This window comes from Chryseobacterium sp., from assembly GCF_045629545.1.
Taxonomy (GTDB): Bacteria; Bacteroidota; Bacteroidia; order Flavobacteriales; family Weeksellaceae; genus Chryseobacterium.
Map to the genome: position 1 here is coordinate 16,152 of NZ_JAZQRK010000033.1, position 25,245 is coordinate 41,396.

Consider the following 25,245-nt stretch of genomic DNA (forward strand, 5'->3'; position numbering starts at 1 on the left):
GAAAAATTATAAAGCCGTTCAATTTAGTTTGAACGGCTTTTTTAATGCACTTTACGCGAATGAAAGATTTTGCAGTATTGCTTCAGATTTTAACTCTGTTTCTTGCCATTCTTTTTCAATATTGCTTTCCGCAGTTATTCCTCCGCCAACAAACAGATGCACTTTATTTCTATATAATCTTGCACATCGTAGATTCACGAAGTAATAAACCATGTCTTCGGTTTCTATCTTAATGTAACCAGCGTACAATTCTCTAGGAAACTTTTCAACTTTTTGAATTTCATTAAAACAAAAATCTTTTGGAATTCCACAAACGGCAGGTGTAGGATGCAATGCCTGAATTACTGTTTCTAAATCTTCTGCATTAATCTTTGCTTTAAAATCGGTTTTTAAATGTTTAATATTTCCCGAAATATGATCATACGTTTCAGATTCATATAATTTTTCTGCAGTATTATATTGAGTTAAAATATTTCTAATGTAGGTGGAAACTGGCTTTTGTTCTTCAATCTCTTTTGTGCTCCATGCTTCTTCCACAGGCAAAGTTCCGGCAAGGCTCATGGTTTCAAACTCTGAAGTTTTTTTATTGTATTTTCCTAAAACTTCAGAAAAAGCACCTATCCAAGAAACCTCATCTTTTTTAAATACATATTTAAAAGCATTAGGATACGTTTTGCAAAGATTATTGAAGCTTTCGTTAAGGTCTATTACCCCATCATAGTCTATTATTTTTCTTCTGGAAAGAACCAATTTTGGAAGTTTTTTTTCTTTAATAATAGAAATAACATGAGATAAACTTTGAAGATATTCTTGCTTGGTTTCTGGAATATATCCTGTTCTGTCATCAGAAAACTGACGAGTATTTTCCAAATTCAAGGCGATATTTGATTCATCAACTTCAGCTATTTTACCATTAAATTCTATACTCTTTTGGTTGTCGAATGAATGAAAAACAACTAGATTTTCTTTTGTTAATCCATTTTTTTCTACTGTGAAAAGTGTGTTGTTGAAGGGAAATTTAAAATAAATCATTTAAATATAATCAAGACGTTTAATAATAGAATTTAAGATTTTACAACTTCAGATTGAGTATAATGTGTAAAGGCTTCTTCCAAACTTCCGAATTTTCCTTTGAACTCTTCAATTTTACAATCTTGTAGAATATTTCCTTTATGGATAAGAATCACTCTCGTACACAAAGCTTCTACCTCTTGCATAATGTGAGTAGAAAGTAAGATAGTTTTTTCTTTACCAATTTCTTTAATAACGTTCCTTATTTCAATAATTTGGTTAGGATCCAAACCATTTGTCGGTTCATCTAGAATTAGCAAGTCAGGCTGATGTAGGATGGCTTGGGCAAGACCGATTCTTTGTTTGTAGCCTTTGGATAATTGTCCTATTTTTTTAGATTTTTCTGGTGTTATACCTACAAGTTCTATTACATCGCTTACTCTTGATTCTGATATTTTATGAATGTTAGCTACAAACTGTAGATATTCTTTTACATACATTTCTAGATACAAAGGATTGTTTTCTGGGAGAAAACCTATTTTTTTCCTGCTTTCTATTTCATCAACAGTAATATCTTTTCCATTAAAGAATATGCTACCTTCATCTATTTTTATAGATCCTACTATCGATTTCATTAAGGTGGATTTTCCTGCACCATTTGGACCAAGCAGTCCTATTATTTCATTTGAATTAATTGAAATTGAAATATTATTGAGTGCAGTTTGGTCTGCAAATTTCTTAGTTAGATGAGTTATTTCAAGAGACATAATGTATAAAGTATCGTTATACAAAAATAAAATAAAAAAACTCATTCAGGAAGAATGAGTTATATATTATTAAAAATAAATGTATTATTTTCTTTTGTATTTTTTCTTTACAGTTTTCACTGGTTGCACAGCAGGCTGTGTTGGTGTTTCGAGCACAGTATTTCGAACTGTAGTCGTATTTGCGGTAGGAGTAGACCTGTATTTTGGCTGGGTGTAAAGTGTCGCTTTACCTGTGCCTATCCCAAATATTTTATCAACTTGCTTCTTATTAAGAAATTGAGATTTACCAACGTATTTTTTATTTTTATTAATAAATTGGATAAATTGTACTGTGGGTTGTCCATAATTTTTCTCAAAATGAAGTTCTATAATATCATTAGGGAGTTCCAGAGTAATATTACCAGATGGCTGATCGATAAAACCATCAGTAATTAATTTATATAAATCTAATACATCACCATTCATATCTAAAAAAGAAAATGATCTGAATGTGTTAAGATTGGCTGTATTAAGATCTTGATAGTTGAAGGTATACTTATTGTCTTTTTTATATAGACCTACAGCGTTTTCTTTACCTATTTCAACTAAAGTTTCGTTTTTCAAAACTTTAATTTGGGAAAAAACAGACAAACTAAACATGCATGTAAATAGTAGAATTATTTTTTTCATGTATTTGGTTTAAATTTAATATTAACAATGGCGGAAGCAAAAACAATACCATCGTAAATCTAATATCTGCGCAAAATTAGAATAATAAATTTATAAAACAAAAAAACAGCTTAAAAATCCGGTTTTGTGACCAAGACGAGCTTATCTTCAAACACTTTTATAAATGATTTGGTTGGATTGAGCCGAATGAAGCATGAATGACAAAAACTGTTTTTCATCAAGTAATTAATTTTAGTCTATCTATTTACAATATAACTGTAAAAATCGATCACAATTTTTTATTGAAATGGTAAGTATCTCTTTAGCTCTGTTTGTCTTAAATCCATTATCCAAGAATATCGAAATATTTCATGCTCAATTTTTAAAAACTTATTCATTGTATTTCAAAATAGTTTAAAGTAATTTTCTTTACAATTGTCCTGAGTTTTTCCTCGCGATTTTCGCTTCCTTTTGCCTTTTTGGATGGTATCCAAAACAGGGATTTCTCAATAATTGTTTGCTTACTTTTTGTGAGCTTGTCTTTGCGCTACACCTTCTTTTTCTGCTATTTTAGCACAGTTTTCTATTATATTTAGATGATTCTAGATTTGGTTTAGGTTAGTAATAGATGTTTGGAGAAATTTTTATTTCTTTACAATGAGTTTAAATGTTTTTAATGCTTCCCCAGTACCTGAAGATAAGTTGAGAACATAAGCTCCGGATACAAGCAGATTTTCTAATAAGAATTGGTGAATTTTACCTTTATGTAAGTCTTCTTTATAGATTAGTTTTCCGGAAATGTCAAAAAGATGGATTTCGTAATTTGCGGTGCTTAATACATCTCCAGTGATATAGAAATTCCCGTTATTCGGGTTATTAAAAAGCTTAATTTGATCAGCCTTTGTACTTTCTGAGGTTGAAAGGTTTGCGGAGGTAAACTTAGCAATAAAAAAAGTATAGTCTGAACTGCTTGGTCCTGCTATTGGTATGATTGCGGGTTGAAGTGCTCCTTCTGTAGAGAACCCGTTGTGGTTTGCAGTAACTCCAGCCAGGTAGAATGAGTCTGAATTTTTTGAGAAAAAGGATGTAACAGACCCACCCAAGAATACACCTAAAGAAACGTAGTAGCTCCATAATAAGAAGAGACAACCAATTCTCCAGATGTATTAAACATTGCAAAAAATAGGTCAGGTATACTCAGGTTGGGCTTTACGTTGACAAAAGCATTTGCGCTGGCAATATTCTGACTGGATGTTCCCCCTGAAATCAATATTTTGCTGCCTTTTACATCCAGACCAGAGAATGCGTCTGATTCTGTACCTCCAAAGTAGGTACTCCAAACTCGCTGTCCAGAAAAATTAAATTTACTTATTACAATATCCTCACTCCCCATTGGCTGCGCCTGATACGCTCCTGGGGTTGCAAAATAGTTGGTATTATTAGGTGAATAAATTTCAAATGACAAACCTAATGTGTAAATCCCGGTTTCTGTTACTTTTATCTCGCTGATGCTACCATAATTATCAGAGGTTCCATAATAAGTACCCCAGATTCTTTCGCCAGTATTGGCATTAAATCTCGAAATAGCACTGAGCGCTTTTGTTTGCTGAAATGTACCATTGGTGGCAAGTTGCATATTGGTACCTAAAAAATCTGAAGTGGTAACGAGGTACAGATCACCATTATATTCATCAAGTGATAATATTCGTTCAGCGGGATAATAGGTTGACCATATTTTTTGTCCCGAAGAATTTAGTTTTACGAGATAGGCGTTTGGTCTAGGGTTTCCATTTATGTAATCTAGTACAAAATTGCTTTGGTAACTTCCCGTATCAGCTAAGTCTAGTTTATGGGTAAGTCCGGAGAAGTATATATTTCCGGCATCGTCTGTTGTAAAGCTTAGATCTGAAATGCCTGCAGGAATAAAGGTTCTCCATAGAAAAACACCGTTAGCGTCATACTTTGCTAAAAGTGATGTTCTGTTGTTCTGTAGATCTTCTACTATCGGATTGGTAAACCAAACTCCCGCACTTGCGGAAGCATTGAGTATATTTTTATATTCGTTTACATAATAACTTCCATCCTGATCACGATACATTATTTTTTCACTTTCGGATGTGCCTAATGTAGTACTGGGAATTGTATATTTTGAATAGAGCAAAGAACCATTATTATTCAACTTCCCTTCCAGGCGATTGCTTATGCCGGGAGTGAATCCCTGCATGCCTGAAGTGATAAATTGATTGTAATAACTGGTATTCGTGCTACTATTATATTCTTTGTCAATAATAAGATTACCGTCATTATCTTCTATTGCTTTATAATTGGTGGATCCCGTAATTCCGTTGGTATGAACTCCCCCATAATAAGTTCCCCAGCTTCTTTCATAGACCTGAGAAACTTGTGCAGAATATAATCCTGCACAAAATACTAGAATGTAGTAAAAAGAATTCCTCATCTTTATTGAATTATAAAGTATGTTGCACCGCCGACTGTAAACCATTCACCATAGATAGGATAAGGAGCTGTATCTCCAACAGTAGGAACAAATACATTGGAAGTACCACATCCTATGCCACCTATTGAAAATCCACCATTTGGTAAACCTATGCCTGTAACTTTAACAGCATTTTCGTTTCTGTAGAAGAGGTATTGTTGGGGTTAGAAGTAAACCACACATTACTGCTTGCGGCATCTGCTGTTGCATTATATTTTTTGGTATAAATTCCATTACCAATTCCGTCAAACGCCCACTGATACTCATCGTTGATATCATTAGGAGACAAGTATTCGCTAAGTACTGCGTTGCCGGTACTGTTGAAAACTCCGTGTAGTGTGTTGAATAAATTACTACTTTCTACATAATTGGTACTGTTGACTACATATTGATTATACTGAGCATCCGTTAAGCTAGCGTATCCAAAAACAACATTCCCATTAACGTAGATATTATTAGGGAGCGAAGGATTAAAATATACATATCCCATATTATCAGGGCCTCTAAGCTCCGTGACTGCAGGCCTATAGTAGGTGCCATAGGTTCTTTCATAATCAAAACTTTGCGATGGGTAAAGAGATGAAAAGGCTAAAAAGAAAAACAATAAATTTTTCATAATGATTCAATATTTTAAAGAGGTTGTCCTAATAGATTCTTCTTGTAGAGAAGAAACTTTTTCATCATTTTGACAGGCAACCATAGTGCCCGACATAATGAAAACAAAAATGAGTTTTTTCATACGAGGATTTGTATTGTGTGTTAAAAATTTATTAAAGTAGTTCGAACTGTTGTATATAATAAAAAAAAAGACTGTTGATAAATCTTAAGACCTTTTTCGATAACATCTCTTCCAGTAAATCTATATATTTTGTGTGGTAGCATCTGAAAGAATATGTCGTGCAACTTTAAGATGATAACTTTTCCGTTACGATCATTATGGATTAGAATGTATTGTAAATTGTTAAAACTTGTTCCCTCTAGGAGATCAGTAGAAAATAAATTTCCAATTTCAGAAAATTTTCAAGAGTGAGTTGCAGAAGGCATACATGTGTTCATGTTTTGTCCTAAAGAAATTACATATTGATTATAATAAGCAGAACTTAAATCAGTATTAATAATTACCGAAGTACGGATATGCAAATTATCATGATTATCTACCCAAAATCTACCTTGAGAAAAAGCGAAATTACAATCAGATTCCGCCGGAATATTACTGTGTCGCAACTTTTTTTGTATGAAAAATTTTGTAAAATGTAAAAAGAAAATTGTAAACAACAATAAAATTATTAGAAATAATTTAATAGGTTTAAGTGTGTTATTGTTATTTTTTTTACACAAGTAATAGCTGATAATTAATAAATATACGTTTATATTGATTTTGAGAAATAGCAATAATGCACAATAATTTTGTAAACCATTTTTTATTCTTTAGAACTAATTTTTCAGAGATATTACTATTTTTTATATAGAAATTCTCCAACTCTGAACGAGTTCTTGTTGCGATAATACTTTGTTCCATAGAATTTGTATTATGCTTTTTTACTAAAATTCCATTTTTAGTAGGCGAAAATGAGAAATCAATCATAGGTGCTTTGTCCTTTTATGTTTTATCAAACAAATCTTGGCTTTAATTCCGAAAAAAAATGTCATTGTAGAGTTGCAAAACAAAAAACGTCATTGTATCCAACGGACTTAACCCTAACTAAATGTAAAAAACATTAGATTTTGATGACAGAAAAAGAAAATATGATTTGATTGTGATTTGAAATGCTATTAGTTATTTCGTGAAAACAGTCTGTCAATAATTATTTTTACCTCATGATTTTCCAAAGTGGCAATTGGTTTATTACTATTATTCTAATTGGTCAAATCTGGAGATTTTCAATTTGTTATTATCAAAATTAAGAGAGAAAGTATGAAGAAACAGAGATCAGAAATCCGAGGCAAGTTTGCGAACTATGGACCGTCAAAATGTTCGTTACGGAAACAACCGTTCACTCAATGGCTTTGACGGAGGTAAAAAAATTAAAGGCTATGTGATTATTATTTATCATCCTGTTCGTCCATTATCTTAATAAGCCCTTCTCATAGAAATTCAAGGAATTCTATTCTGTTTACCTTACTATTTTGTAGCTCTACATAAATGTGATAAAAATCGCCGAGGTTAACATTGAAAGTATTTTCAAAATGCCTTGCTACTAATCTAACGTCAATATTACTATTATTAAAAGCATTTTGTAATTGAAATTATAAACATTGTGTTAATTTTTTATAATTTTTTCAATGATATGTGGTTTTTTTTTCTAAATTGATACCTAAATTATTTACACCATGACTAAATTATTAAACAAAATTAGAAAAATATGAGAAAATTATTTGTATAGCTTTATTCAGCTTTTTGACAATCGGTTGCCAAAATGAGCAGAGGCATAGTACGGAATCTATTCAAACCGTTGAATCTTCAAATAGTGACGGGATGCAGAGATTTGATAGTGTATTGAAAAGTATTGCCAAAAGCAAAGGGAAATTCGTTGACGTTAATAAACAATTAAGCGATGAGGGAATTGACCTTTTATTCCCTGGCGCTAAAACAATAATATTAGAAGCGGGTATGTACAATTCTCACTTAACCACCATCCCGATTAGTACTTGGTATGTAACAGGTTCTGCTACTACAGCACCATTTCCAATCGCCTCAACTAACACCGTATTAAATGGTATCTATGCAACACAAACAATATGGACAGGAATGATTGTTGAATATTGGGATAATATCAGTGTTAACGCTGGTTTCGCTGTTAATACTGCAGTGGGAAACTGTGAGCAATATCCTTTATATGATAGTGATATAAATATCGAGGCAGAATCTTTTTATATCGATAATAATTTTCTTTTTACAATTATTTAAATAAATAAAATCTACGTTATGTTGAAAAAATTAGCTTTTATTCTACTTTTCTATCTATCTCTTCATCCAATATTTTCTCAAGCTTTTGATTACGAAAGAACTTGGGGAACTTATTACGGACCTGCAGGAAATATTTTTGATGTTCATACAGCAAATGGTGGTTTCATAGTTGACCCTCAAAACAATCTTCACTTACTTGGACAGATAGATATGAATAACGGTGTGAGTGCAAGCTACTATAATCAATATCTTACACACCCGGTGGGCAAGGTGTAGTAATGAATGTTATTGGAAACCTTATTCAGACGAAGTTTGATAGTAATGGCAGTTTGCTAACATCAGAATACACTGGTCATTCTTCTGTCAGTAGTACTGAAGAACATTTGGTACATATTGATGTAATTGGAAATTATTATTATATTAAAGAAAAGCTTGATGCCATTACTGATCCAGCTACTCCCAACACATGGTTTTCAACTGATCCTATTATTTCTACAGGAAATAATATATCTCACCAACTGCTCATTAAAAAAAACAACAGTGGTAATATTGTTTGGAAGACCTTTTTGCCCAATATTGCCAGTAAATTAAATTCTGTAGCTTCTGATGAGAATGGAAACGTATTCGTGTACAGTAATACATTTTTGCAACAAGGAATAGGTACACTAGGTAGTTTTATGCAAAATTATCAAACAAAATACGTTAGTGGAGTTATTCAACCCAATGCTTATGTGGTGAAACTGGGATTACAGGGGCAATTGCTTTGGGGGACATACATTCCCACTGTTGGCAGCAGCAATTTTGCAATAGACTATTACAACCAGCAATTATTTATTATTGGGGGACCGGACTTGGATATAAACATTCCTCAACTTGCTACTTCTAATACCTGGCAAACAAATACTGGAGGTAGTTCTGTAACGGTTCTTAATACTCAAACAGGAAGTCGAGCGTGGGGCACTTACAATGGCTCCGGTCAGTCATACGGGGTAGGTATTGGTGTAAAAGTGAACGCAACAGGAATTTACATATCAGGTATGGATTTTGATCCCGGTGCATCATATTTCGCTACGCCTGGTGCGTATAAAACTCAGGTAACTGGTGGCAGTGATTATTTCCTTACGAAATTAAATTTCACAGGAAATCGGGTTTGGGGAACGTATTTTGGAAGTGATGGATATGAGAAGAGCTTAATACGACGAACCCAATTGCTTTAACCGCTCATGGTGTTTTTATAGCGGGTAGCATACTTGGTACAGGATCTAACATAGTAACTCCTGGGGCGTTCTTGGAAACCCCTCCAGCAAATGGTGGCAACAGTGTGAATTTTTTCTTTGCGCAGTTTGATTTTTTAGGAAACCTAAAATGGAGCTCCTATTATGGTGGATCTCAATACCAGCTTGGTCAGCAATATCGAAGCATTAATATAATTGCTCCTGATCATTCAACATTTTATTTATTTGGTGGCACTGGTGCAGCCACTGGAATTGCTTCTACAGGAGCTTGGCAGCCCCAATTACCAGCAGATTTAGGAGGACGTAGTACAGGATTTCTTGCGCGTTTTAGTTATAAAGGTGAACTTTCTACAACTGAACCACTTCAATTAATAGATTTAGTTCTACTTGACAACCCAAATAACGGCAACTTCAGCTTAAAAGGAAAAAAATTGGGTAAGGAAGACACTCAATTAAGTATTTCTGACGCATCGGGCAGACTCATTTATAAACAAAACTTGCCTAAACAAGAAACTGTAGAAATAAGACTTCAGGATCAGCTGACACCAGGAGTCTATTTTCTGCAAATCAATGGGCAGAAATACAAAGACGTCAAAAACTTTAAAATGATTGTGAAAAAATAAATTGAAGTGCTTGACTTGTCCAAGAAATTCAATAAGAATTTAATTATTATTGAACAGAAATAAATAATTAAACCAAAGCAAAATCGTTTTTGCTTTGGTTTTCGTTTTTATAGGTTTTCATTTTGATTGGCGATTTATAATGAATTTACTTTGGGATAAAAGGGAGCTATTGGAAAAGTGTTTCTCCAGTTCGTTATAAATCTCTATGGATTCACCCACGATTATTCTTCTAAATGAGGTTTCAATTTCAAATTCTTGATTAAAAATATCATCCGCTTCTGTATATGGTTTTTTTATAAATTCGAGATTGCTTAATTCACGAGGGTCTGAATTCTGTATCATATTGCATTTCAACTGATGTTTATCTAAGATTCTGTAACATTTGTTATAATACTATTACAATTCTAGGTCAGAGTGATAAATCAATGATTCGATGATCTATTGTTCTTCAATTTTTTTTTTTAAGTACTGTCAAACTTCTATCTGAATTTAGATTTTTACTACTACAATTTTTATGAAAGGAGTTTTGGTTTTTTATCAAAATGAAAGCGGGAATACCGATGCTTATGTGGAATATTTTGATATGGATAAAAACGGAAATCCAATAAATGCACATCCTTTGACCGTAAGAGAAGCGCAGAGATTATCCAAAACCCTCAACATTAAAAATAGAAAGGACAAGGATTTTTTGAAGCCGAAAGGCATTATTCCTCCACATAATCTCCAGTTTTATAACACCAAACTAAGGCGATCATTACAATCAAAAACAACTTTACCAGTCTCTTTTGGTCTGTAACGTGATTGTTTTCGATATTGAATCCACCACTCTTAAAAGCCTTCAATGATATCTCAATCTGCCATCTTTTCTTGTAATATTCCAAAGATTTCTCAGGCTTATTAAAGGAAACTAAAATCAGAAAATCTAATTTTCCCTGTCGGTCATAATTTTTAATTCCGAAAACATAACACTTTATACCATTGATTCTTACGATATTAGGATGATGATAAAATTCTCCTTATTGTAACTTATTAAATAGCCGAAAAACAGGTTTTTCTTCATTCTTATCAAAACAAGAAACTTTAAAGATATCCCTAAGCCGAATGTGATATTTAATTTTGTTTTGGGTCAGATATTCCAACCAAATAGGTCCCACAAGCTCCCTGTCTGCGAGCAAACAATCGATGCAGTCATTTCCAAACCAGTTTATAAACTGCCGTATAAATTCAATTCTTTCAACCGTATCAGAATTTCCTCTTTTATCCAGCATTGTAAACATGATCGGGATGGCATTATTTTTATAGCAAATCCTAAGCATCAGAATGTTGATGTTTGCTTCTCCAAACTTCAAATTCGTCCTATCCAAGACAAATACAAGGTTCTTTTTCTCGGGCAAAATCTCAAATATGAAGCTAGAAACAAGTATCATAGGCAAGTCAAAATCTGCCATATAACACTGTATTCTTCGCATCGAACTTTCTGCATTGGCACTGCTGTCAAAAACATTGGCCAAATCCATGTAATTTACCATTCTCACTTTATACAAAGCCAAAATCATCATAGAAATGAGATTCAATCTGGCTTTATTAATTTTTTGTTCAAAATTTTGTCCTAAAGCTGAACTGCAATCTTTACTTTTATATTCTTGACTGGTATTCATGTGCTTAGTTGATTGCCTAGAAAACATCTGCTAAGTTGCTGAATATCATTCGTTTATCTAAAATTCCATAATACTTAATTACCTGATTTTTAACAGGTTGTATTTTTTGTCATGTACTAATAAAAAAAATTAAAATTATTTCTTACATTTTTATTACAACTACCAGAGTGAATGAGATATTCTAGCGCTACAAATTTATTCAAATTGGCAATCAAAGGACCTTAAGCTTCCAATATTGTTTGTACATTCAATTAGGTTTCATTGGTCATTAGAAATTGTTGCTTTTTGGATTTTTGATTCCAAAAATTGTATAATTCATCAGTCAATTGCTCTCTTTTCATTTTTAGAAGATCTTCAATTCTTTGTCCAGTCACGCAATCAAATAGAAAATTGCCTAATGTTTTTTTGTGAGACTCAGAAATAAACTCAGAAAATAATATTGGCTCATTTTGGAAACTTCTTCTAATGATAAATTGGTCCTGTGCGATCTATGCTGTCTGATTTTAATATCTTCTATATATATATAGACAATATAGCCACGTGTTTTTAGCCAATTTGATATAATGCTTCACCACTTTTATATTGCTATAAACCGTCACTTCTGCATTGGATTCTTTGAAGAAGAGATATTTTCTGTAATTCTGAATAAATAGATCATTAATTTTGGCAAACAATATTACAGATTGATACTTTTTAAGTTTGGAGAGAATTGCTTTGTGATTTCGAACAGTACCAGATTCCATAGATTTCAAATTCATCTCGTACTCCATAAATGCAACAAAATTTACGGACAAATCAGGTCGCGTTATCATTTCAACACATTTTTCAACGGTCAAAGTTTGGTTGTTTAGGTGAAATTGTATCTCTACTTTGTTTATCTACGTTATGATCTCATTAATGAGAAGATTGAAATCTGAGAGCTCCACAGATTTTACAACTTGCTTTTTCCGGTCCCTATCTGTTTTTTTAAGAAAAGTCTCCACTGGAATTCTTTTTCGCTGTCAGTGTATCCATAGAATAATGTCCAATGGAAATTTCCCATCCTTATTTTTGTAGTCTATTTTGAAAAAAAAGAATACTTCATAGCTTTGATAATAGATTTAGAGCTACGAAAGTGCGTTGTGTAGGGTAGTTGTCCAAGCATAATTTAATGATTAAATTATAATTGGGCAAAAACTGTCACTAAAAAAATTGTTGGTGACAAAATTAGTGACAAAAAAAGGAATAATAGACATTTTGATGCGATGTTGGATTACTCCTTAAAAGCCGTAAATGTTTATTACTCCTATGTTTATGCGATTTTTACTATTTCTAATAATTTCGCTTAGTGACCTCGACAGGATTCAAACCTGTAACCTTCTGAGCCGTAATCAGATGCGCTATTCAGTTGCGCCACGAGGCCTTGTTTATCGGTTTGCAAATATAGCACTTTTTTCCGTTCTTTGAAATATGAAAGCAAAAAAAATAGTAATATTTTTACTTTTAGCCGTAATTGGCTGTAAACAAGAGACTAAAATTTCGTCTACGAATGAAGTCTCTTTGTCCCAAAATTTAAAATTTGAAGAACAGCAGAATATTATTAAGATAAGTTCGGGGAAATTTCAATATCAATTGAATAAAAACAAAATTCCATTCGAAAAAATAGTAGTTCTTAATGCAAGTTTACTTGGCTATATTGAGGAGCTAAATGCAGAAGATAGAATAGTAGGGGTATCTAGCCCGGAGTATATCTATTCTGAAAAAATAAATGCACTTATTGCGAAAGGTAAAATACAGAATGTGGGTAATGAACAGAAATTTGATGTTGAAAAAATTATTTCTTTGAAACCCGATGCTGTGTTATCTAATTATATAGCAAGTTTTGATAATACGTATCAAGTACTAAAGAATAATGGAATAGATGTACTATTTCTAGACGAATATACAGAGCAATTGCCTTTAGAAAAAACGGCATATCTGAAACTATTTGGAAATTTGCTAGGATTGGACGAAATAGCAAATTCAAAGTATGAAGAGATTGCAAAAAACTATCAACAAATAAAAATCCTAGCTTCTCGATCTTCTTCAAAACCTAAAGTATTGGCTAACGAAATGTACGGCGATATTTGGTATCTGCCTGGTGGTGCAACTTCTGTAGCTCATTTTATTTCAGATGCCAATGCACAATATGTATTGCAAAATAACCAAAATAGTAAGAGTGTAACAATGAGTTTCGAACAGGTTTTTGCTACTTCTTATGATGTGAATTTTTGGGTTAATGCGGGAAATCACAAGAGTAAGAATGATCTATTAGCCATTAATCCTTTTTATAATAAATTATCCGTATTCAAATCTGGAAAAATATACAGTATTTCGGCTAAAGAAAAAGATAAAGCAAATGATTTTTTCTGCAGCGGAGTGGTAAGAGCGGATTTAGTACTGAAAGATTATGTGAAAATTTTTCACCCAGAACTTCTGCCCAATTACACGCTTACTTACATGAAAGAGTTACTATAATTGCCACAATTTTCTTTACTTTTGCACAAGGTTTTTAACGTATGTGGAAAAAAATAAAGCAACTGATGTTTATCATTTTAGTGATCAATGTAGTATTTATAATTTGGGGAAGATTTTTCAATCCTCCCATTACTCTTACACAGATAGGTGGACTTTTTGAATACGGAAAATTGCAACGCGACTATATTTCTTATGACGAAATGGGAAATAATGTAAAGAAAGCAATCATCGCTTCAGAAGATCAAAAGTTTTTTAACCATAATGGCTTCGATTTTAATGAAATTGAAAAAGCCATGAAAAACAATGAAAAAGGAAAATCATTGCGTGGTGGAAGTACAATTTCTCAGCAAACTGCGAAAAATGTTTTTCTGTGGCAAGGTAGAAGTTGGCTGAGAAAAGGGCTAGAAGCTGGATATACTTTTATCATAGAAAAAGCTTGGAGTAAGGATATTATCTTAGAGAGATATCTTAATTCTATCGAAATGGGACAGGGTGTTTTCGGTGTAGAAGCTGCTGCGAACTACTATTTTTCTAAGTCATCTAAAGATCTTTCTTCTTCTGAAGCGGCATGGATAGCGGCCGTATTACCAAACCCCAAAAAATATGATCCCAAAAATCCTTCTGCATATCTAAAAAAGAAACACAATTGGATTATGAGACAAATGAAAAATGTAAGTTTGAAATAGTATCTTTGTAGTAATGAAATTTCTCAGCTCAAGCACAAAAAATTTTGAAACCGTTCTTAAAAGGTATTTCTCTTATAAGAATGAAACACTTTCTTTGGAACCCTTTGCAGAATTTCTGGAAAGTATTAAAAAGTCAGATTTTACAGCTGTCCTTAATTATTTAAAGGCTAATAAAGATATAGCTGAAAACTTTAAATATTACGTTCACAAAATATTTAAAGGTAGACCTTTCAATTTATCACTTACTGAAGCTAATATTCTATCAGAAAATGCATTTTTTCCTGAACTGAAAAAAAGAATTCTAAACAAAATATTACCACCCGTAGAAAATGAAAAAACGGTGTGGTATCTTATTGATAACATAAGTTTTAGACCAAAAAAAGATTTAGAATTTCTCCATAATATCCCCGAAAATGAGTTTAATGAATTTTTAGAAATTCTAGAGGTATCCAATTTTATACAAAATACCAATGTTAAAAGAGAACTTATCTTTTCTATGAACATCCTATCATGGCGCGTAACAGGGATGGCTTTGGATGTAGAAGTAGTGAGAATGGCTCCCGAATATAGAAATTTCGATAACCCTTTTTTAGCGCTTCAAAATGAGCTAGAATCATTGGCTGAAGATTTTAAAAACAACACTGAAATCAATCTCCATTCCAAAGATAGCCAATACAAACAGATAAAAATATACATAGAACAGTGTCTTTATTTTGTAAGTATAGCTTTCAAGAATTCTTCTAAGTACGGCATATCAGGTAAGATCAATCAATCTCTACTGAAGATTCGTCAGCAAACCAAAAGAATATTTGACATCGTGCAACTATTAGTAATAGACTCTGATGAAGATGTGGTGAATAATTCTAAAAAATTGATATTCAATATCCTAGGATACAAATCACATAAAAATAATATCTCAGAGCTTTTCAATGATAGTACTAGGATGATTTCTCATCTTATTACCAATCATACCGCCGAAACCGGAACGCACTACATTACCTCCAACCGAAAAGAGTACATGGATATGTTCTATAAAGCCAGCGGTGGTGGTATTATTGTAGGAGCATTATGTGTCTTAAAGATGATGTATGGTTTTATGCCTGGTAGTGATTTTTTCCATGCTTTTTTATATTCTCTAAACTACGCCATGGGCTTTGTGATGATTTACCTCATGGGCTTCACGTTGGCTACCAAACAACCTGCTATGACGGCAGCTACTATGACAAAAGTGCTTTCTGAGCAGGGTAATAATACAAGAAACTATACCGAATTTGCTGATTTGGTTTCCAAACTTTTTAGAAGCCAGTTTATAGCCTTTGTTGGTAATGTACTGCTATCTTTTCCTATCGCCTTAGCAATTATCTATGGATTAGATGTATTTTTCTCTCAAAATCTAGCGGTTGAAAAATCAGATAAGTTGCTCAAGGATTTAGATCCTATTCACTCCAAAGCAATATTGCACGCATGTATTGCAGGTTTTTATCTATTTATTTCAGGTATTATTTCGGGGAATATTGGGAACAACTCTAGATTTTTTCAGATTCCAGACCGCATTGCAAAAAACCAATTAATAAAAAGAGTCTTAGGTGCAAAATTTGCCAATAGATTGTCTAAGTATTATGCGAGAAATTGGGCTGGCATTATTTCGAACTTCTGGTTTGGAGTTTTTCTTGGAGCTACGGCGCCTATTGGTTTATTTTTTGGTCTTGACTTGGATATACGTCATATTACGTTTGCTGCAGGTAATTTTGCATTGGGCTTATACGGGAATGATTTTTCTGTTGACTCATATACTTTTTGGATTGCTTTGTTAACTGTTTTTTTAATTGGATTTTTCAACTTTGTGGTAAGTTTCAGTTTATCCATGTTTCTTGCATTTAGATCTCGAAAGATGGATTTTGGAGAAGTAGGAGATATTTATAAAGAAATATTTAGATATTTTTTAAGATATCCACTAAAGTTTTTTATCCCATTAAGATCCAGATATGATCATAAAATTACTGATATGATGCATCAATCGATGTCTACAAAATCAGAAGATCATTAATTTTTTCTTCTCCAAATTGAGTTTGAAATTTTTTCAGATAAAAACTTCTCCTGAGTCTAAAATCATTTTTTAGCATAGCAGAATTTATTTTTATCAAGATAGTTTTGTCTTGTATATTCACACTTTGGACTTCTGCAAAAAGACTATCATCTAGATATTCTTGCAAAAAATCTTTTATTTCAAAGGCTAAAAGCTTATCCTCAAAACCGTATATTCTGGCAAAAGACTGTACCAATTCTGAAGATTGAAACTCGCGTTTTTTCCTTTTCATGTTTATTAAATTTCAAAAATAATACTTTCCTCATTGATGTTTTTTACCACTTCTTCCGTTCTTCCTTTGTGGGTGTCTGTGATAAAAATTTGGCCAAAAGTTTCTTGGTTCACCAATTTTATCAATTGAGAAACTCGGTTGTCATCCAATTTATCAAATATATCATCTAGAAGTAAAATTGGAGCTTTACCAGTAAGTTCTTTTATCAAATTCATCTGAGCTAATTTTAATGAAATCAAAAAAGATTTCTGTTGCCCTTGTGATCCTATCTTTTTTATTAAAACAGAATCCATCTCGAAAAGTAAATCATCTTTATGAGTTCCTTTAGAAGTATAAGTAAGCATTCTATCTTTTTCTATACTTTGAGAAAGGAGATTGCGCAAGGTGTTTTCTGGATTGTTTTCATCAAAATTTTCCAAAAGATGAGATTCGTAGTTTACAGAAACAGATTCCATTCCGCCAGAAATTATTTTATAAAAACCTTTCACAATAGGATTTAGTTTTTCTATAAAATCTTTTCTTTTTTCAAAAATTCTTGTTCCGTATTTGGTTACTGGTTCATCATAAATTTCTAAAGAGTCTCTATCCCAAGTTCTATTTTTAGCAAAATATTTCAACAAAGCATTTCTTTGCTGAATTGTTTTTTGGTACTGAATAAGATCATACAAATACTCAGAATTGGTCTGACAAATCATAGAATCCAAAAATTTTCTTCTGCTTTCACCTGCATCAGAAATCAGATTAGAATCATAAGGTGATATCATTACACTAGGTAAATATCCTACATGATCTGCCATTCTATCATAGCTTTTATCATTTTTTTTTATTACCTTTTTTCCGTCACGTGGTTGCGTAATTTTTATATAATCTTCACTGTCTTCCGTTCCTATTGTGGCATTTATAGTGAAGAAATCTTCCTCCTTTTTAATATTATTTTGGTCAGAATTTCCTAAAAAGCTTTTTCCTACAGATAAATAATGTAAAGCATCCAGAATATTGGTTTTCCCTGCTCCATTGTTCCCAACAAAACAGTTAATCTGAGGCGAAAACTCGAATTTTTGAACAGCGTGATTTTTAAAATTGTAAAGTGAAAGCGTTTTGATAATCATTCGTCAAAAATACTTCATTATTACTGAAAATAAAAAAGGAAGTACAGAACATGTTTCTATTCCGAAAGAAAAATAGAGGTCATTGCGCTTGGTGTCGGCATAATAGGTGAAAACAAATGTGATGATAGAAGCTATAAAGAAAGCAGATGCAAATAATAATTTTAAATAAAATATAGCAATCATCATGGCTATAAAAATCAGGAAATAAGCTAAATACTTCGTGTTTTGTTTGCCTATTAACTTGGGGAAAGTTGCAATGGTATCAGTTTTCATATCTCGGATATCAAAAGGCAAAACAAGTGCTGTAGTAAAGAAAAAACTTATAAAAAAAATGGCGAAATTAAATTCGGGAATTGTGAGCCAGCAATTCATCAATCCCCAAATCAATCCAACATAGAAAATCTTCAACAAAGGTATCTTTCTAATGTAAGTTTCTAGAAAAAAGCTGTTGTATAATAATCCTAGCACTACAATCACAAACCACTTGATAAGTCGGACTTGATTATGATTTAGAATGATGAGCACAACACAAGCTATGCCTGCAATACAATTGAGTACCAATATTCTGTAAATATGTTTGCTTCCTTGGTATTTGGTGTAGAGATAACCACTAAAATAAGTAATGAAAAGTAGAAGTACACTCGGCAATCGGAACGTGTTTTGTTCTAGCATAAAAAATACGGCAAATAGAGTACCCATAGCTGCCACATAGACTTGGCTATCGATGATGTATTTTTTTAGTACTTTTAAGCAATTCATTAAGTAAAAATACCATTTATGAAAATATTCTCCAAAGTTTTGTTGCTTCTCGTTTTCACAATTAGTTTTTCGTGGGGTTTTTCTCAAACCAATTACGATGCGCTATGGCAAAAAGTAGCTGAAAATAGCAAAGACGGAACTTACAAAAGCAATTTACCCATCATTTTAGACATTCAAGCTAAAGCTATGAAAGAGAATAACGCCCTACAGATCATTCGCTCTTTGAAGGGCGAATTTAGTATGATAAACCAAACTCAGGATGATGAAAAAAATGATGCAGCTTCACAGTTTTTCAAAAAAATCCAGAATGCTGAGAAAAGTTTGAAAGGTAATGATCTGCTTATTTTTAAGGTTTTAGCTTCAAATTTTGTACTAGACTATTATCACCAAAATGCATGGGAAATCAACAGGAGAACCCTTAATGATTCTCAAGATCTTTCTCAGATTGAAACATGGAGTAAACTAGATTTTAAGAATTACATCCATAAAAGTGATCTTAATGTAGAACTGCTTAAACAAAATTTCAAGGATGTACCTTTAGCAAAATACAAATCTCTGTTTACTGCAGCTCAGAATATTAATTATTTCTCTACATTATCTGATTGGTATTTGTTTCAGAAAATAAATTACTTATCAGATTCCGAATTATTCACCAAAAATGAATTAGCAGAAAACCAAACTGCTATTAATACTTTGCTGGACGATTTGATTAATAGCAACTCTGGAAACGCTAGATTATATTTTAAACATCAAAAAATAATTAAAAACTGTGAGTTTAATTCTTGCAAAGACAAGATAGAACAACTTCAAAACTTAATGAATGCTGCAGAAGATGGAGATTATAAAGTTCTGATTGCAGAAGATCTAATGGCAAATTTGTCGGCAAATAAAAAAGCAGGAGAAGCTTTGGAGTTGGGTAAACAAATAAAGCTAAAATATCCTAAATCTCCTTTTTTAGTGAATATTAAAAGCAAAGAGAACGAAATTTTGGTTTCTACGCTTATCTTAAATTATGAACTGCAAACTCAAGCAAATTTGCCAATTCATATCGTTGCCAATTATAAAAACGTAAATCAATTTTCTCTTAAAATATATGAAGTGAAGAGCGATCTTCTTTCTTTTATTAAGTTCAAAGACAATTTGTACAACGATAATTTTAAAAACATTGAAAAATCTTTGGTAAGAGAAGACCAATTTCAACTAACTAGTCCGAAAGATTATCAAAATCATCAATCATCTTTAGAAATAAAAGCGTTGCCTTCTGGGATTTATCTTGCAGAATATCTGATGAATGATATGGATAGTGAGGAGGAATACGAGCCAAAGAAATTTTATTTTATAGTTTCCAATCATAAAATAATTGATCAAGCAAAGGCTCAAAAAGATAAGCCAGACAATGAAAAAAAGTTGGTGAATGCTGAAAATGGAAAATCCATCAACAATGAAAATATTGTATTTTATGAATTTTCAGATCGTCAAAATTTAATAAGAACTGAAGCTAAAACCGATAAAGATGGAGTTTTTATACTTCCAAAATCTTCTAGCGATATTTATTATAGAAATATATTAGTACATCAGCCAAAAACCAACGATTATCAGTGGCTTACATCGTATGGTAACGATAGATTTGTAGAATACGGAAATAATGATAAAAGCAAATCTACTTCACAAATCTTTACTGATAGAGCAATCTATCGTCCTGGACAAACGGTTTACTTTAAAGTCATCAATACGAAAATTGAAAATGGAGTAGAAGCAGTTGTTCCCAATTACAAGCAAAAAATTATCTTGAAAGATGCCAATGATCAGGAAGTTGGAAACCAAGAATTTACTACCAACGAGTTTGGGTCTTATCATGGAAGTTTTATTTTGCCTAAAGGAAAACTGAACGGCAGATTTATGATTAATGCGGTAGGCACAAGCAATGGAATAAAATGGATTGACGTAGAAGAATACAAACGTCCGAAATTTGAAGTTACTTTTGATGCTATTAAAGATGAATATAAATTTGGCGAAAAGATAGAATTGAAGGGGAAAGCAATGATGTTTTCTGGAGTTGCTCTTAGCAATACTACCGTAAAATATGAGATTAAAAAGAATGACATCCGTTGGAGATATTTTTCTTGGTATGGAGGTTCTAATGATAACGAAAATTCTATTTTGGGTGAAGTAACTACCAACGAAAAAGGAGAATTTACGATTCCGTTGGATCTTAAAAAAGACGATCAATTAGAAGGAATTCAGATCAATAATTACGAAATTAATGCTTCTATTACAGATAGTAATGGTGAAACACAATTTGGTGATACTCAGCTTAAAATTGCTTCGGTTTCTCATTATATAAAAGCGGATGAGGTGAAAAATGCAATGACAGATGAAAATGTAATTGTAAAAGTCTCTACCAAAAATTATAACGAGCAAAATCTTAAAAAATCTTACCAAGTAAAATTATCCAAACTAGAAACTCCAAATAGAATTTTTAGACAAAATTTTGAATCTGAAGTTCAGAATTTACCTCAATTTTCTAAAGAAGAATTCATCACTAAATTTCCTTACGATTTGTTTGATAAAAATGACAAACTGACAAATTGGAAAGTAGAAAAAACACTGGTAAATAAAATTCAACAGCCTTCATCCGATAATAATCAATTGACAACTAATCTTGATTTGGGTACATTGGAAGCTGGAGATTATTCTCTAGAACTTTATAATATTGAAGGGAAAGATACCATCAAAACCATTCATAATTTTAGTGTTTGGGATAAAAAATCGTTAAAACCCAATCAGAAAACATTTTTAACTGTTCTGCAACCGAAAAATGAATTTGAAAGAGGAGAAAAAGCTACGATATATGCTTATTCTGCTATTCCAAATGCTTTGCTACATATTTTTGTACAAGATGGTTCTGGTAAAACAGCGTATGAAACTCAATCTTTTAAAAATGGAGTTTTAGCGTATGAGGTAAATATTTCACAAGATAAAAAAGTCACCGATTTGAATATCCAATTTCAAGTGGTTGCGTACAATGATATACAGACCGAAACTGTTTATCTTAAAATAAAAAATACAGATAAGCCTTTAAAGATAGAAACTGTAACATTTCGAGATAAGTTACAACCGAATTCTAAGGAAAAATGGACGGTAAAAGTTACAGGGAACGAGAAAGAAAAGATAAATGCTGAAGTTTTGGCAAATATGTATGATATGTCGTTGGATCAGTTTGCTACTAATAATTTTAGTTTCATAAATTTATTTCAAAATACTTCATACATCACTTCCTACCAAATTAGACAAAATTTGGAACAGAAATCATTTCAGAAGCGTTATCCTTATTTTGAAAATAAAGAGATTAATGTTCCACAATTTAATTGGTTTGATGGAGATATAGGTATTCTTTATTCTCAAGACTTAGATAATGATGGAATTCTAGATTATTTAGACTCTTGTCCTACAATTCCAGGTTTGAAGGAATATAGTGGTTGTCCAAAACCAAAAGAAATGACTGCAATGGAAGTACAATATTCTCCTAGCATGAAACTTAGTTCAACGAGGTTAAGTGACGATACAGTAGATATTGTAAATTCTGGTAGACAACTTACAGAAGCAGAAAAAGTACAATATACAGACGTTGATGCCGATGGAGTTCTTGATAAAGATGATGGAGAGCATCAAATGGAGAAAATTAAAGTTAGAAAAAACTTAAACGAAACTGCATTTTTCTATCCCGATTTAAAAACGGATGCAGAAGGAAATGTAAATTTCGAATTCACTTCTCCTGAAGCGTTAACAAAGTGGAAATTGATGTTTTTGGCACATACCAAAAATGCAAAATCTGCTACCTTGGAAAAAGAAGTAGTTACGCAGAAAGAATTTTCGGTAACGCCGAATTATCCAAGGTTTTTAAGAGAAGGAGATGAGTTGAATCTGCAATCTAAATTATCAAATCTTACTGACAAAAAATTGAGTGGTAGTGCACAATTGCAAATTTTGGATGCTTTTACCAATAACGATATTACTTCTCAATTTGGATTAAATGCAAATTCGCAAAATTTTAATCTAAATGAAAACGGAAATACAGCGCTTACTTGGAAGGTAAAAGTGCCAAATAATGTATCTTCTATTATCTTGAAAGTAGTAGCAAAGGCTGGTGCATATTCTGATGGTGAGCAAAAAGCAATTCCAATATTACCAAACAGAATGTTGGTGACGGATGCCTTACCTATTTTTGTGAAGGAAGGCGAAACAAAGACATTTGTTTTAGAAAACCTACAAAATGCCAATTATTCAACAATTTCTAATGTTTCTAATACTTTGGAATTGACTACAAATCCTATTTGGGAAATTTTGTTTTCATTGCCGAGTCTTAAAAATGATCAGGATAATTCTGCTGACGTGATTTTTAACAAATGGTTTGCAGACGTATTGGCTTCAGAAATTTTTAAATCAAATCCTAAGCTAAAAACAGTTTTCGAGGAATACCAAAATAAAGGTTTGCTACCATCTAATCTCGAGAAAAATCAGGAGCTGAAACAATTGCTTTTGGAAGAAACGCCTTGGGTTTTGGATAGTAAAAATGAAGAAGAACAAATGGCAAAATTGGCGCTATTGTTTGATGCCAATACCATGAAAAACTCGATTAATCAAGATTGGGACGATTTCAAAAAGTTGCAGAATGCCGATGGTGGATTTTCTTGGTATTCAGGGTATCCTAGTTCTTATGGAACATCATTATCTATTTTAAAAAACTTAGGCAAAATTAATGTTTGGTTAAAAGGAAATACCAAAGAGTTTCAATATTCAGAACGAAAAGAATTGGTGAGTAAATTGATAAAATACATTGATGCCGAAATAACCAACTATTACCACGGGGATCAACCAAAAAATGCTATTAATAATTGGACGTTAGATTATCTTGATACTCGAAATTATTGGGAAAAAGAGTTTCCTCTAAAAGGTAAAGGACTCACTTTGAAAAACGCAGTAAAAGAAAAAGTAGCAACAACAAAACTGAAAGATTTTACTTTCTTTGGCTTGCATCGTATGGCTTTATTAACGAATAATTATGGTCTAAAAGATTTGTCTAATAAATTGCTCAATTACCTAAAAGAAACTTCTACAGATACCAAAACGCAAGGTGTTTATTGGAAGCAAAACTTAAATGATTGGGGTTGGTTTGGTTCTAATGTTGTGAACCATGCTGGCGCGTTGGAAGCCTTTAATATTCTAAAACCTACAGATGAAAAGTTCATTGAAGAAATGAAGATTTGGTTGATTACCCAAAAAGAAGTCAACTCTTGGGGAAGTTCTAGAAGTACTGCTGAGGTTATATTTACCATTTTAAATTCTGGAAAATCTTGGACAACACCAGAAAGTGACAAAACCAATATCACTTGGGGTGGGAAAGTGGTAAATCCACAAACTGAAGCAACTGGATATCTGAAATCTGCTGTAAAAACGGATGTTATAGACAAGAATTTAGCATCAGTTACCGTTTCCAAGCAAGGTGCAGGTATCGTACAAGGAGGATTGTTTTGGCAATATTATGAAGATTTAAACAAAATAAGATCAGCTGAAAACTATATCTCTATCAGTAAAGAGTTATACAAAAAAGTAAAAACAACAAATGGTGAAGAATTGCAAAAAATTTCTGCAGAAACTCCAGTAAGGGTTGGCGATAAAGTAACGGTGAGAATGCTCCTAAATACAGATCGTGCGATGGAATTTGTACATCTAAAAGATATGAGAGCCGCAGGTTTTGAGCCATTGGATGTGATTTCAGGATATCAATGGAAAAATAACTTGGGTTACTATCAATCTACCAAAGATGCTTCTACTAATTTTTATATTCAATACATGCCAAAAGGGAAATATGTTTTTGAGTACGATTTTGTAGCAAATGCCTCAGGGACGTTTTCTAATGGGATTACAACATTGCAAAACTACTACGTTCCACAGATGAATGCGCATACAAAAGGGACGACTGTGCAGATAATGGAATGATATTTGGGTGCTTGTTAGCAAATCTTAAAAATAGTACAATATGAAGTTTATTAAAATTGCCCTTACAAGTTTAGTAATAATGACAGGGGTTAGCCTTTCTGCTCAAAAGAAAATAGAGAAGTTCGAAAAACTGGAGATAGAAATGTTTCCTAAGGCAAAAGAAGGTTACAAACAAGTATACATACAGCTTCCCATTGCAAAGAATGAAAATGATCTGAAAGTAGAATATTTCGTTGGTGCCGATAGAATGGTAGATTGCAACCAGCAATCTATAATGGGAAGTATAAAGAAAAAAGATGTAGAAGGTTGGGGATATTCTTATTTTGATGTGGATTCTAAAGGAGAATCTATGACGACACTGATGGGTTGTCCAGACCAAAAAAAGACCAAAAAGTTTGTCACCTTACAACCAGAAATTACTCGTTACAATAGCCGGTTACCATTGGTATTCTATATCCCTAAAGATTTGGAAGTAAGATATAGAATTTTGAAACCAGAATCTGATCTGAAAAAGGCAACTCACAAATAAA

At 32.3% G+C, this 25,245-nt stretch carries 23 protein-coding genes, 1 tRNA gene and 2 pseudogenes; 10 read left to right on the plus strand and 16 right to left on the minus strand.

The genetic code is table 11. From position 1 onward, the window contains the following. Nucleotides 1–51: 51 nt before the first annotated feature. The 9 genes and pseudogenes from ACKI42_RS07815 to ACKI42_RS07855 all read right to left on the minus strand — a co-directional run. Nucleotides 52–1,032, minus strand: coding sequence for a chorismate-binding protein (locus ACKI42_RS07815; RefSeq protein ID WP_407404160.1), 981 nt, complete (start codon nucleotides 1,030–1,032; stop codon nucleotides 52–54). 32 nt (nucleotides 1,033–1,064) lie between these two features. Then, a complete protein-coding gene (locus ACKI42_RS07820) occupies nucleotides 1,065–1,778 on the minus strand; it encodes an ATP-binding cassette domain-containing protein (RefSeq protein WP_407404162.1) in 714 nt (237 codons plus the stop codon). An 84-nt stretch (nucleotides 1,779–1,862) separates the two neighbouring features. Next, nucleotides 1,863–2,447 (minus strand): hypothetical protein, encoded by a 585-nt coding sequence (locus ACKI42_RS07825; RefSeq protein WP_407404164.1) that lies wholly within the window; start codon nucleotides 2,445–2,447, stop codon nucleotides 1,863–1,865. Between the two features lie 623 nt (nucleotides 2,448–3,070). Then, the gene (locus tag ACKI42_RS07830; RefSeq protein WP_407404166.1) at nucleotides 3,071–3,529 is read right to left on the minus strand and encodes a T9SS type A sorting domain-containing protein; all 459 of its coding nucleotides are present in this window, start codon (nucleotides 3,527–3,529) and stop codon (nucleotides 3,071–3,073) included. A gap of 8 nt (nucleotides 3,530–3,537) precedes the next feature. Next, nucleotides 3,538–4,884 (minus strand): hypothetical protein, encoded by a 1,347-nt coding sequence (locus ACKI42_RS07835; protein ID WP_407404168.1) that lies wholly within the window; start codon nucleotides 4,882–4,884, stop codon nucleotides 3,538–3,540. 148 nt (nucleotides 4,885–5,032) lie between these two features. After that, complete coding sequence (locus tag ACKI42_RS07840) at nucleotides 5,033–5,539, minus strand: hypothetical protein (protein WP_407404170.1); 507 nt, start codon at nucleotides 5,537–5,539, stop codon at nucleotides 5,033–5,035. Nucleotides 5,540–5,943: 404 nt separating this feature from the next. Further along, nucleotides 5,944–6,147 (minus strand): hypothetical protein, encoded by a 204-nt coding sequence (locus ACKI42_RS07845; RefSeq protein WP_407404172.1) that lies wholly within the window; start codon nucleotides 6,145–6,147, stop codon nucleotides 5,944–5,946. A 106-nt stretch (nucleotides 6,148–6,253) separates the two neighbouring features. Further along, nucleotides 6,254–6,508: a hypothetical protein gene (locus ACKI42_RS07850; RefSeq protein WP_407404174.1), complete on the minus strand. Its 255-nt coding sequence runs from the start codon at nucleotides 6,506–6,508 to the stop codon at nucleotides 6,254–6,256. Nucleotides 6,509–7,008: 500 nt separating this feature from the next. Beyond that, nucleotides 7,009–7,155: pseudogene (locus ACKI42_RS07855) on the minus strand (RteC domain-containing protein); the annotation flags it as partial. 244 nt (nucleotides 7,156–7,399) lie between these two features. On the opposite strand from ACKI42_RS07855, the gene ACKI42_RS07860 reads away from it, so the two are divergent. From ACKI42_RS07860 to ACKI42_RS07880, 5 genes are all read left to right on the plus strand, one after another. Beyond that, a complete protein-coding gene (locus ACKI42_RS07860) occupies nucleotides 7,400–7,831 on the plus strand; it encodes a hypothetical protein (RefSeq protein WP_407404176.1) in 432 nt (143 codons plus the stop codon). Nucleotides 7,832–7,849: 18 nt separating this feature from the next. Next, entirely contained in the window at nucleotides 7,850–8,107 is a 258-nt protein-coding gene (locus ACKI42_RS07865) for a hypothetical protein (RefSeq protein WP_407404178.1), read from the plus strand. A gap of 2 nt (nucleotides 8,108–8,109) precedes the next feature. Beyond that, nucleotides 8,110–9,048 carry a hypothetical protein gene (locus ACKI42_RS07870; RefSeq protein ID WP_407404180.1) on the plus strand — a complete coding sequence of 313 codons (939 nt, stop codon included), beginning with the start codon at nucleotides 8,110–8,112 and terminating at the stop codon, nucleotides 9,046–9,048. 71 nt (nucleotides 9,049–9,119) lie between these two features. Beyond that, nucleotides 9,120–9,689, plus strand: a complete 570-nt coding sequence (locus ACKI42_RS07875) for a T9SS type A sorting domain-containing protein (protein WP_407404182.1) — start codon at nucleotides 9,120–9,122, stop codon at nucleotides 9,687–9,689. Nucleotides 9,690–10,203: 514 nt separating this feature from the next. After that, complete coding sequence (locus ACKI42_RS07880) at nucleotides 10,204–10,485, plus strand: hypothetical protein (RefSeq protein WP_407404317.1); 282 nt, start codon at nucleotides 10,204–10,206, stop codon at nucleotides 10,483–10,485. A 1-nt stretch (nucleotide 10,486) separates the two neighbouring features. On the opposite strand, the pseudogene ACKI42_RS07885 reads toward ACKI42_RS07880, so the two are convergent. The 4 genes and pseudogenes from ACKI42_RS07885 to ACKI42_RS07900 all read right to left on the minus strand — a co-directional run. Beyond that, nucleotides 10,487–10,570, minus strand: a pseudogene (locus ACKI42_RS07885) (hypothetical protein); the annotation flags it as partial. 135 nt (nucleotides 10,571–10,705) lie between these two features. Further along, nucleotides 10,706–11,347, minus strand: coding sequence for a hypothetical protein (locus tag ACKI42_RS07890; RefSeq protein WP_407404184.1), 642 nt, complete (start codon nucleotides 11,345–11,347; stop codon nucleotides 10,706–10,708). Between the two features lie 503 nt (nucleotides 11,348–11,850). After that, the gene (locus ACKI42_RS07895) at nucleotides 11,851–12,159 is read right to left on the minus strand and encodes a phage integrase SAM-like domain-containing protein (protein WP_407404186.1); all 309 of its coding nucleotides are present in this window, start codon (nucleotides 12,157–12,159) and stop codon (nucleotides 11,851–11,853) included. A 516-nt stretch (nucleotides 12,160–12,675) separates the two neighbouring features. Beyond that, nucleotides 12,676–12,749, minus strand: a tRNA-Arg gene (locus tag ACKI42_RS07900). A 47-nt stretch (nucleotides 12,750–12,796) separates the two neighbouring features. On the opposite strand from ACKI42_RS07900, the gene ACKI42_RS07905 reads away from it, so the two are divergent. The 3 genes from ACKI42_RS07905 to ACKI42_RS07915 are packed head-to-tail and all read left to right on the plus strand — an operon-like array spanning nucleotide 12,797 to nucleotide 16,576. After that, entirely contained in the window at nucleotides 12,797–13,843 is a 1,047-nt protein-coding gene (locus ACKI42_RS07905) for an ABC transporter substrate-binding protein (RefSeq protein ID WP_407404188.1), read from the plus strand. A 41-nt stretch (nucleotides 13,844–13,884) separates the two neighbouring features. Next, on the plus strand, nucleotides 13,885–14,529 hold the full coding sequence (gene mtgA, locus ACKI42_RS07910; protein WP_407404190.1) for a monofunctional biosynthetic peptidoglycan transglycosylase: 645 nt from the start codon (nucleotides 13,885–13,887) through the stop codon (nucleotides 14,527–14,529). 13 nt (nucleotides 14,530–14,542) lie between these two features. Further along, nucleotides 14,543–16,576 (plus strand): recombinase, encoded by a 2,034-nt coding sequence (locus ACKI42_RS07915; RefSeq protein WP_407404192.1) that lies wholly within the window; start codon nucleotides 14,543–14,545, stop codon nucleotides 16,574–16,576. On the opposite strand, the gene ACKI42_RS07920 is transcribed toward ACKI42_RS07915, so the two are convergent. The 3 genes from ACKI42_RS07920 to ACKI42_RS07930 are packed head-to-tail and all read right to left on the minus strand — an operon-like array spanning nucleotide 16,554 to nucleotide 18,715. Beyond that, nucleotides 16,554–16,847, minus strand: a complete 294-nt coding sequence (locus tag ACKI42_RS07920; RefSeq protein ID WP_407404194.1) for a hypothetical protein — start codon at nucleotides 16,845–16,847, stop codon at nucleotides 16,554–16,556. The genes ACKI42_RS07915 and ACKI42_RS07920 overlap by 23 nt on opposite strands. 5 nt (nucleotides 16,848–16,852) lie before the next feature. Then, nucleotides 16,853–17,956: a DNA replication/repair protein RecF gene (gene recF / locus ACKI42_RS07925; protein WP_407404196.1), complete on the minus strand. Its 1,104-nt coding sequence runs from the start codon at nucleotides 17,954–17,956 to the stop codon at nucleotides 16,853–16,855. A gap of 3 nt (nucleotides 17,957–17,959) precedes the next feature. Then, entirely contained in the window at nucleotides 17,960–18,715 is a 756-nt protein-coding gene (locus ACKI42_RS07930; RefSeq protein WP_407404198.1) for a hypothetical protein, read from the minus strand. Nucleotides 18,716–18,733: 18 nt separating this feature from the next. Between ACKI42_RS07930 and ACKI42_RS07935 the strand changes: the two genes are divergently transcribed. Then, nucleotides 18,734–24,715, plus strand: a complete 5,982-nt coding sequence (locus tag ACKI42_RS07935) for an alpha-2-macroglobulin family protein (RefSeq protein ID WP_407404200.1) — start codon at nucleotides 18,734–18,736, stop codon at nucleotides 24,713–24,715. A 40-nt stretch (nucleotides 24,716–24,755) separates the two neighbouring features. Beyond that, nucleotides 24,756–25,244, plus strand: coding sequence for a serine protease inhibitor ecotin (gene eco, locus ACKI42_RS07940; protein ID WP_407404202.1), 489 nt, complete (start codon nucleotides 24,756–24,758; stop codon nucleotides 25,242–25,244). Nucleotide 25,245: the final 1 nt, after the last annotated feature.

Bases quoted from the DNA above. Each gene is read 5' to 3' on its own strand.
- ACKI42_RS07905 (WP_407404188.1), top strand. From the start codon at position 12,797: ATGAAAGCAAAAAAAATAGTAATATTTTTACTTTTAGCCGTAATTGGC.
- ACKI42_RS07860 (WP_407404176.1), top strand. From the start codon at position 7,400: ATGCAGAGATTTGATAGTGTATTGAAAAGTATTGCCAAAAGCAAAGGG.
- mtgA (WP_407404190.1), top strand. From the start codon at position 13,885: ATGTGGAAAAAAATAAAGCAACTGATGTTTATCATTTTAGTGATCAAT.
- ACKI42_RS07815 (WP_407404160.1), bottom strand. From the start codon at position 1,032: ATGATTTATTTTAAATTTCCCTTCAACAACACACTTTTCACAGTAGAA.
- ACKI42_RS07920 (WP_407404194.1), bottom strand. From the start codon at position 16,847: ATGAAAAGGAAAAAACGCGAGTTTCAATCTTCAGAATTGGTACAGTCT.
- ACKI42_RS07825 (WP_407404164.1), bottom strand. From the start codon at position 2,447: ATGAAAAAAATAATTCTACTATTTACATGCATGTTTAGTTTGTCTGTT.
- ACKI42_RS07820 (WP_407404162.1), bottom strand. From the start codon at position 1,778: ATGTCTCTTGAAATAACTCATCTAACTAAGAAATTTGCAGACCAAACT.
- ACKI42_RS07865 (WP_407404178.1), top strand. From the start codon at position 7,850: ATGTTGAAAAAATTAGCTTTTATTCTACTTTTCTATCTATCTCTTCAT.
- ACKI42_RS07880 (WP_407404317.1), top strand. From the start codon at position 10,204: ATGAAAGGAGTTTTGGTTTTTTATCAAAATGAAAGCGGGAATACCGAT.
- ACKI42_RS07850 (WP_407404174.1), bottom strand. From the start codon at position 6,508: ATGATTGATTTCTCATTTTCGCCTACTAAAAATGGAATTTTAGTAAAA.
- ACKI42_RS07935 (WP_407404200.1), top strand. From the start codon at position 18,734: ATGAAAATATTCTCCAAAGTTTTGTTGCTTCTCGTTTTCACAATTAGT.
- recF (WP_407404196.1), bottom strand. From the start codon at position 17,956: ATGATTATCAAAACGCTTTCACTTTACAATTTTAAAAATCACGCTGTT.
- ACKI42_RS07840 (WP_407404170.1), bottom strand. From the start codon at position 5,539: ATGAAAAATTTATTGTTTTTCTTTTTAGCCTTTTCATCTCTTTACCCA.
- ACKI42_RS07835 (WP_407404168.1), bottom strand. From the start codon at position 4,884: ATGAGGAATTCTTTTTACTACATTCTAGTATTTTGTGCAGGATTATAT.
- ACKI42_RS07930 (WP_407404198.1), bottom strand. From the start codon at position 18,715: ATGAATTGCTTAAAAGTACTAAAAAAATACATCATCGATAGCCAAGTC.
- ACKI42_RS07870 (WP_407404180.1), top strand. From the start codon at position 8,110: ATGAATGTTATTGGAAACCTTATTCAGACGAAGTTTGATAGTAATGGC.
- ACKI42_RS07915 (WP_407404192.1), top strand. From the start codon at position 14,543: ATGAAATTTCTCAGCTCAAGCACAAAAAATTTTGAAACCGTTCTTAAA.
- eco (WP_407404202.1), top strand. From the start codon at position 24,756: ATGAAGTTTATTAAAATTGCCCTTACAAGTTTAGTAATAATGACAGGG.
- ACKI42_RS07895 (WP_407404186.1), bottom strand. From the start codon at position 12,159: ATGATAACGCGACCTGATTTGTCCGTAAATTTTGTTGCATTTATGGAG.
- ACKI42_RS07890 (WP_407404184.1), bottom strand. From the start codon at position 11,347: ATGAATACCAGTCAAGAATATAAAAGTAAAGATTGCAGTTCAGCTTTA.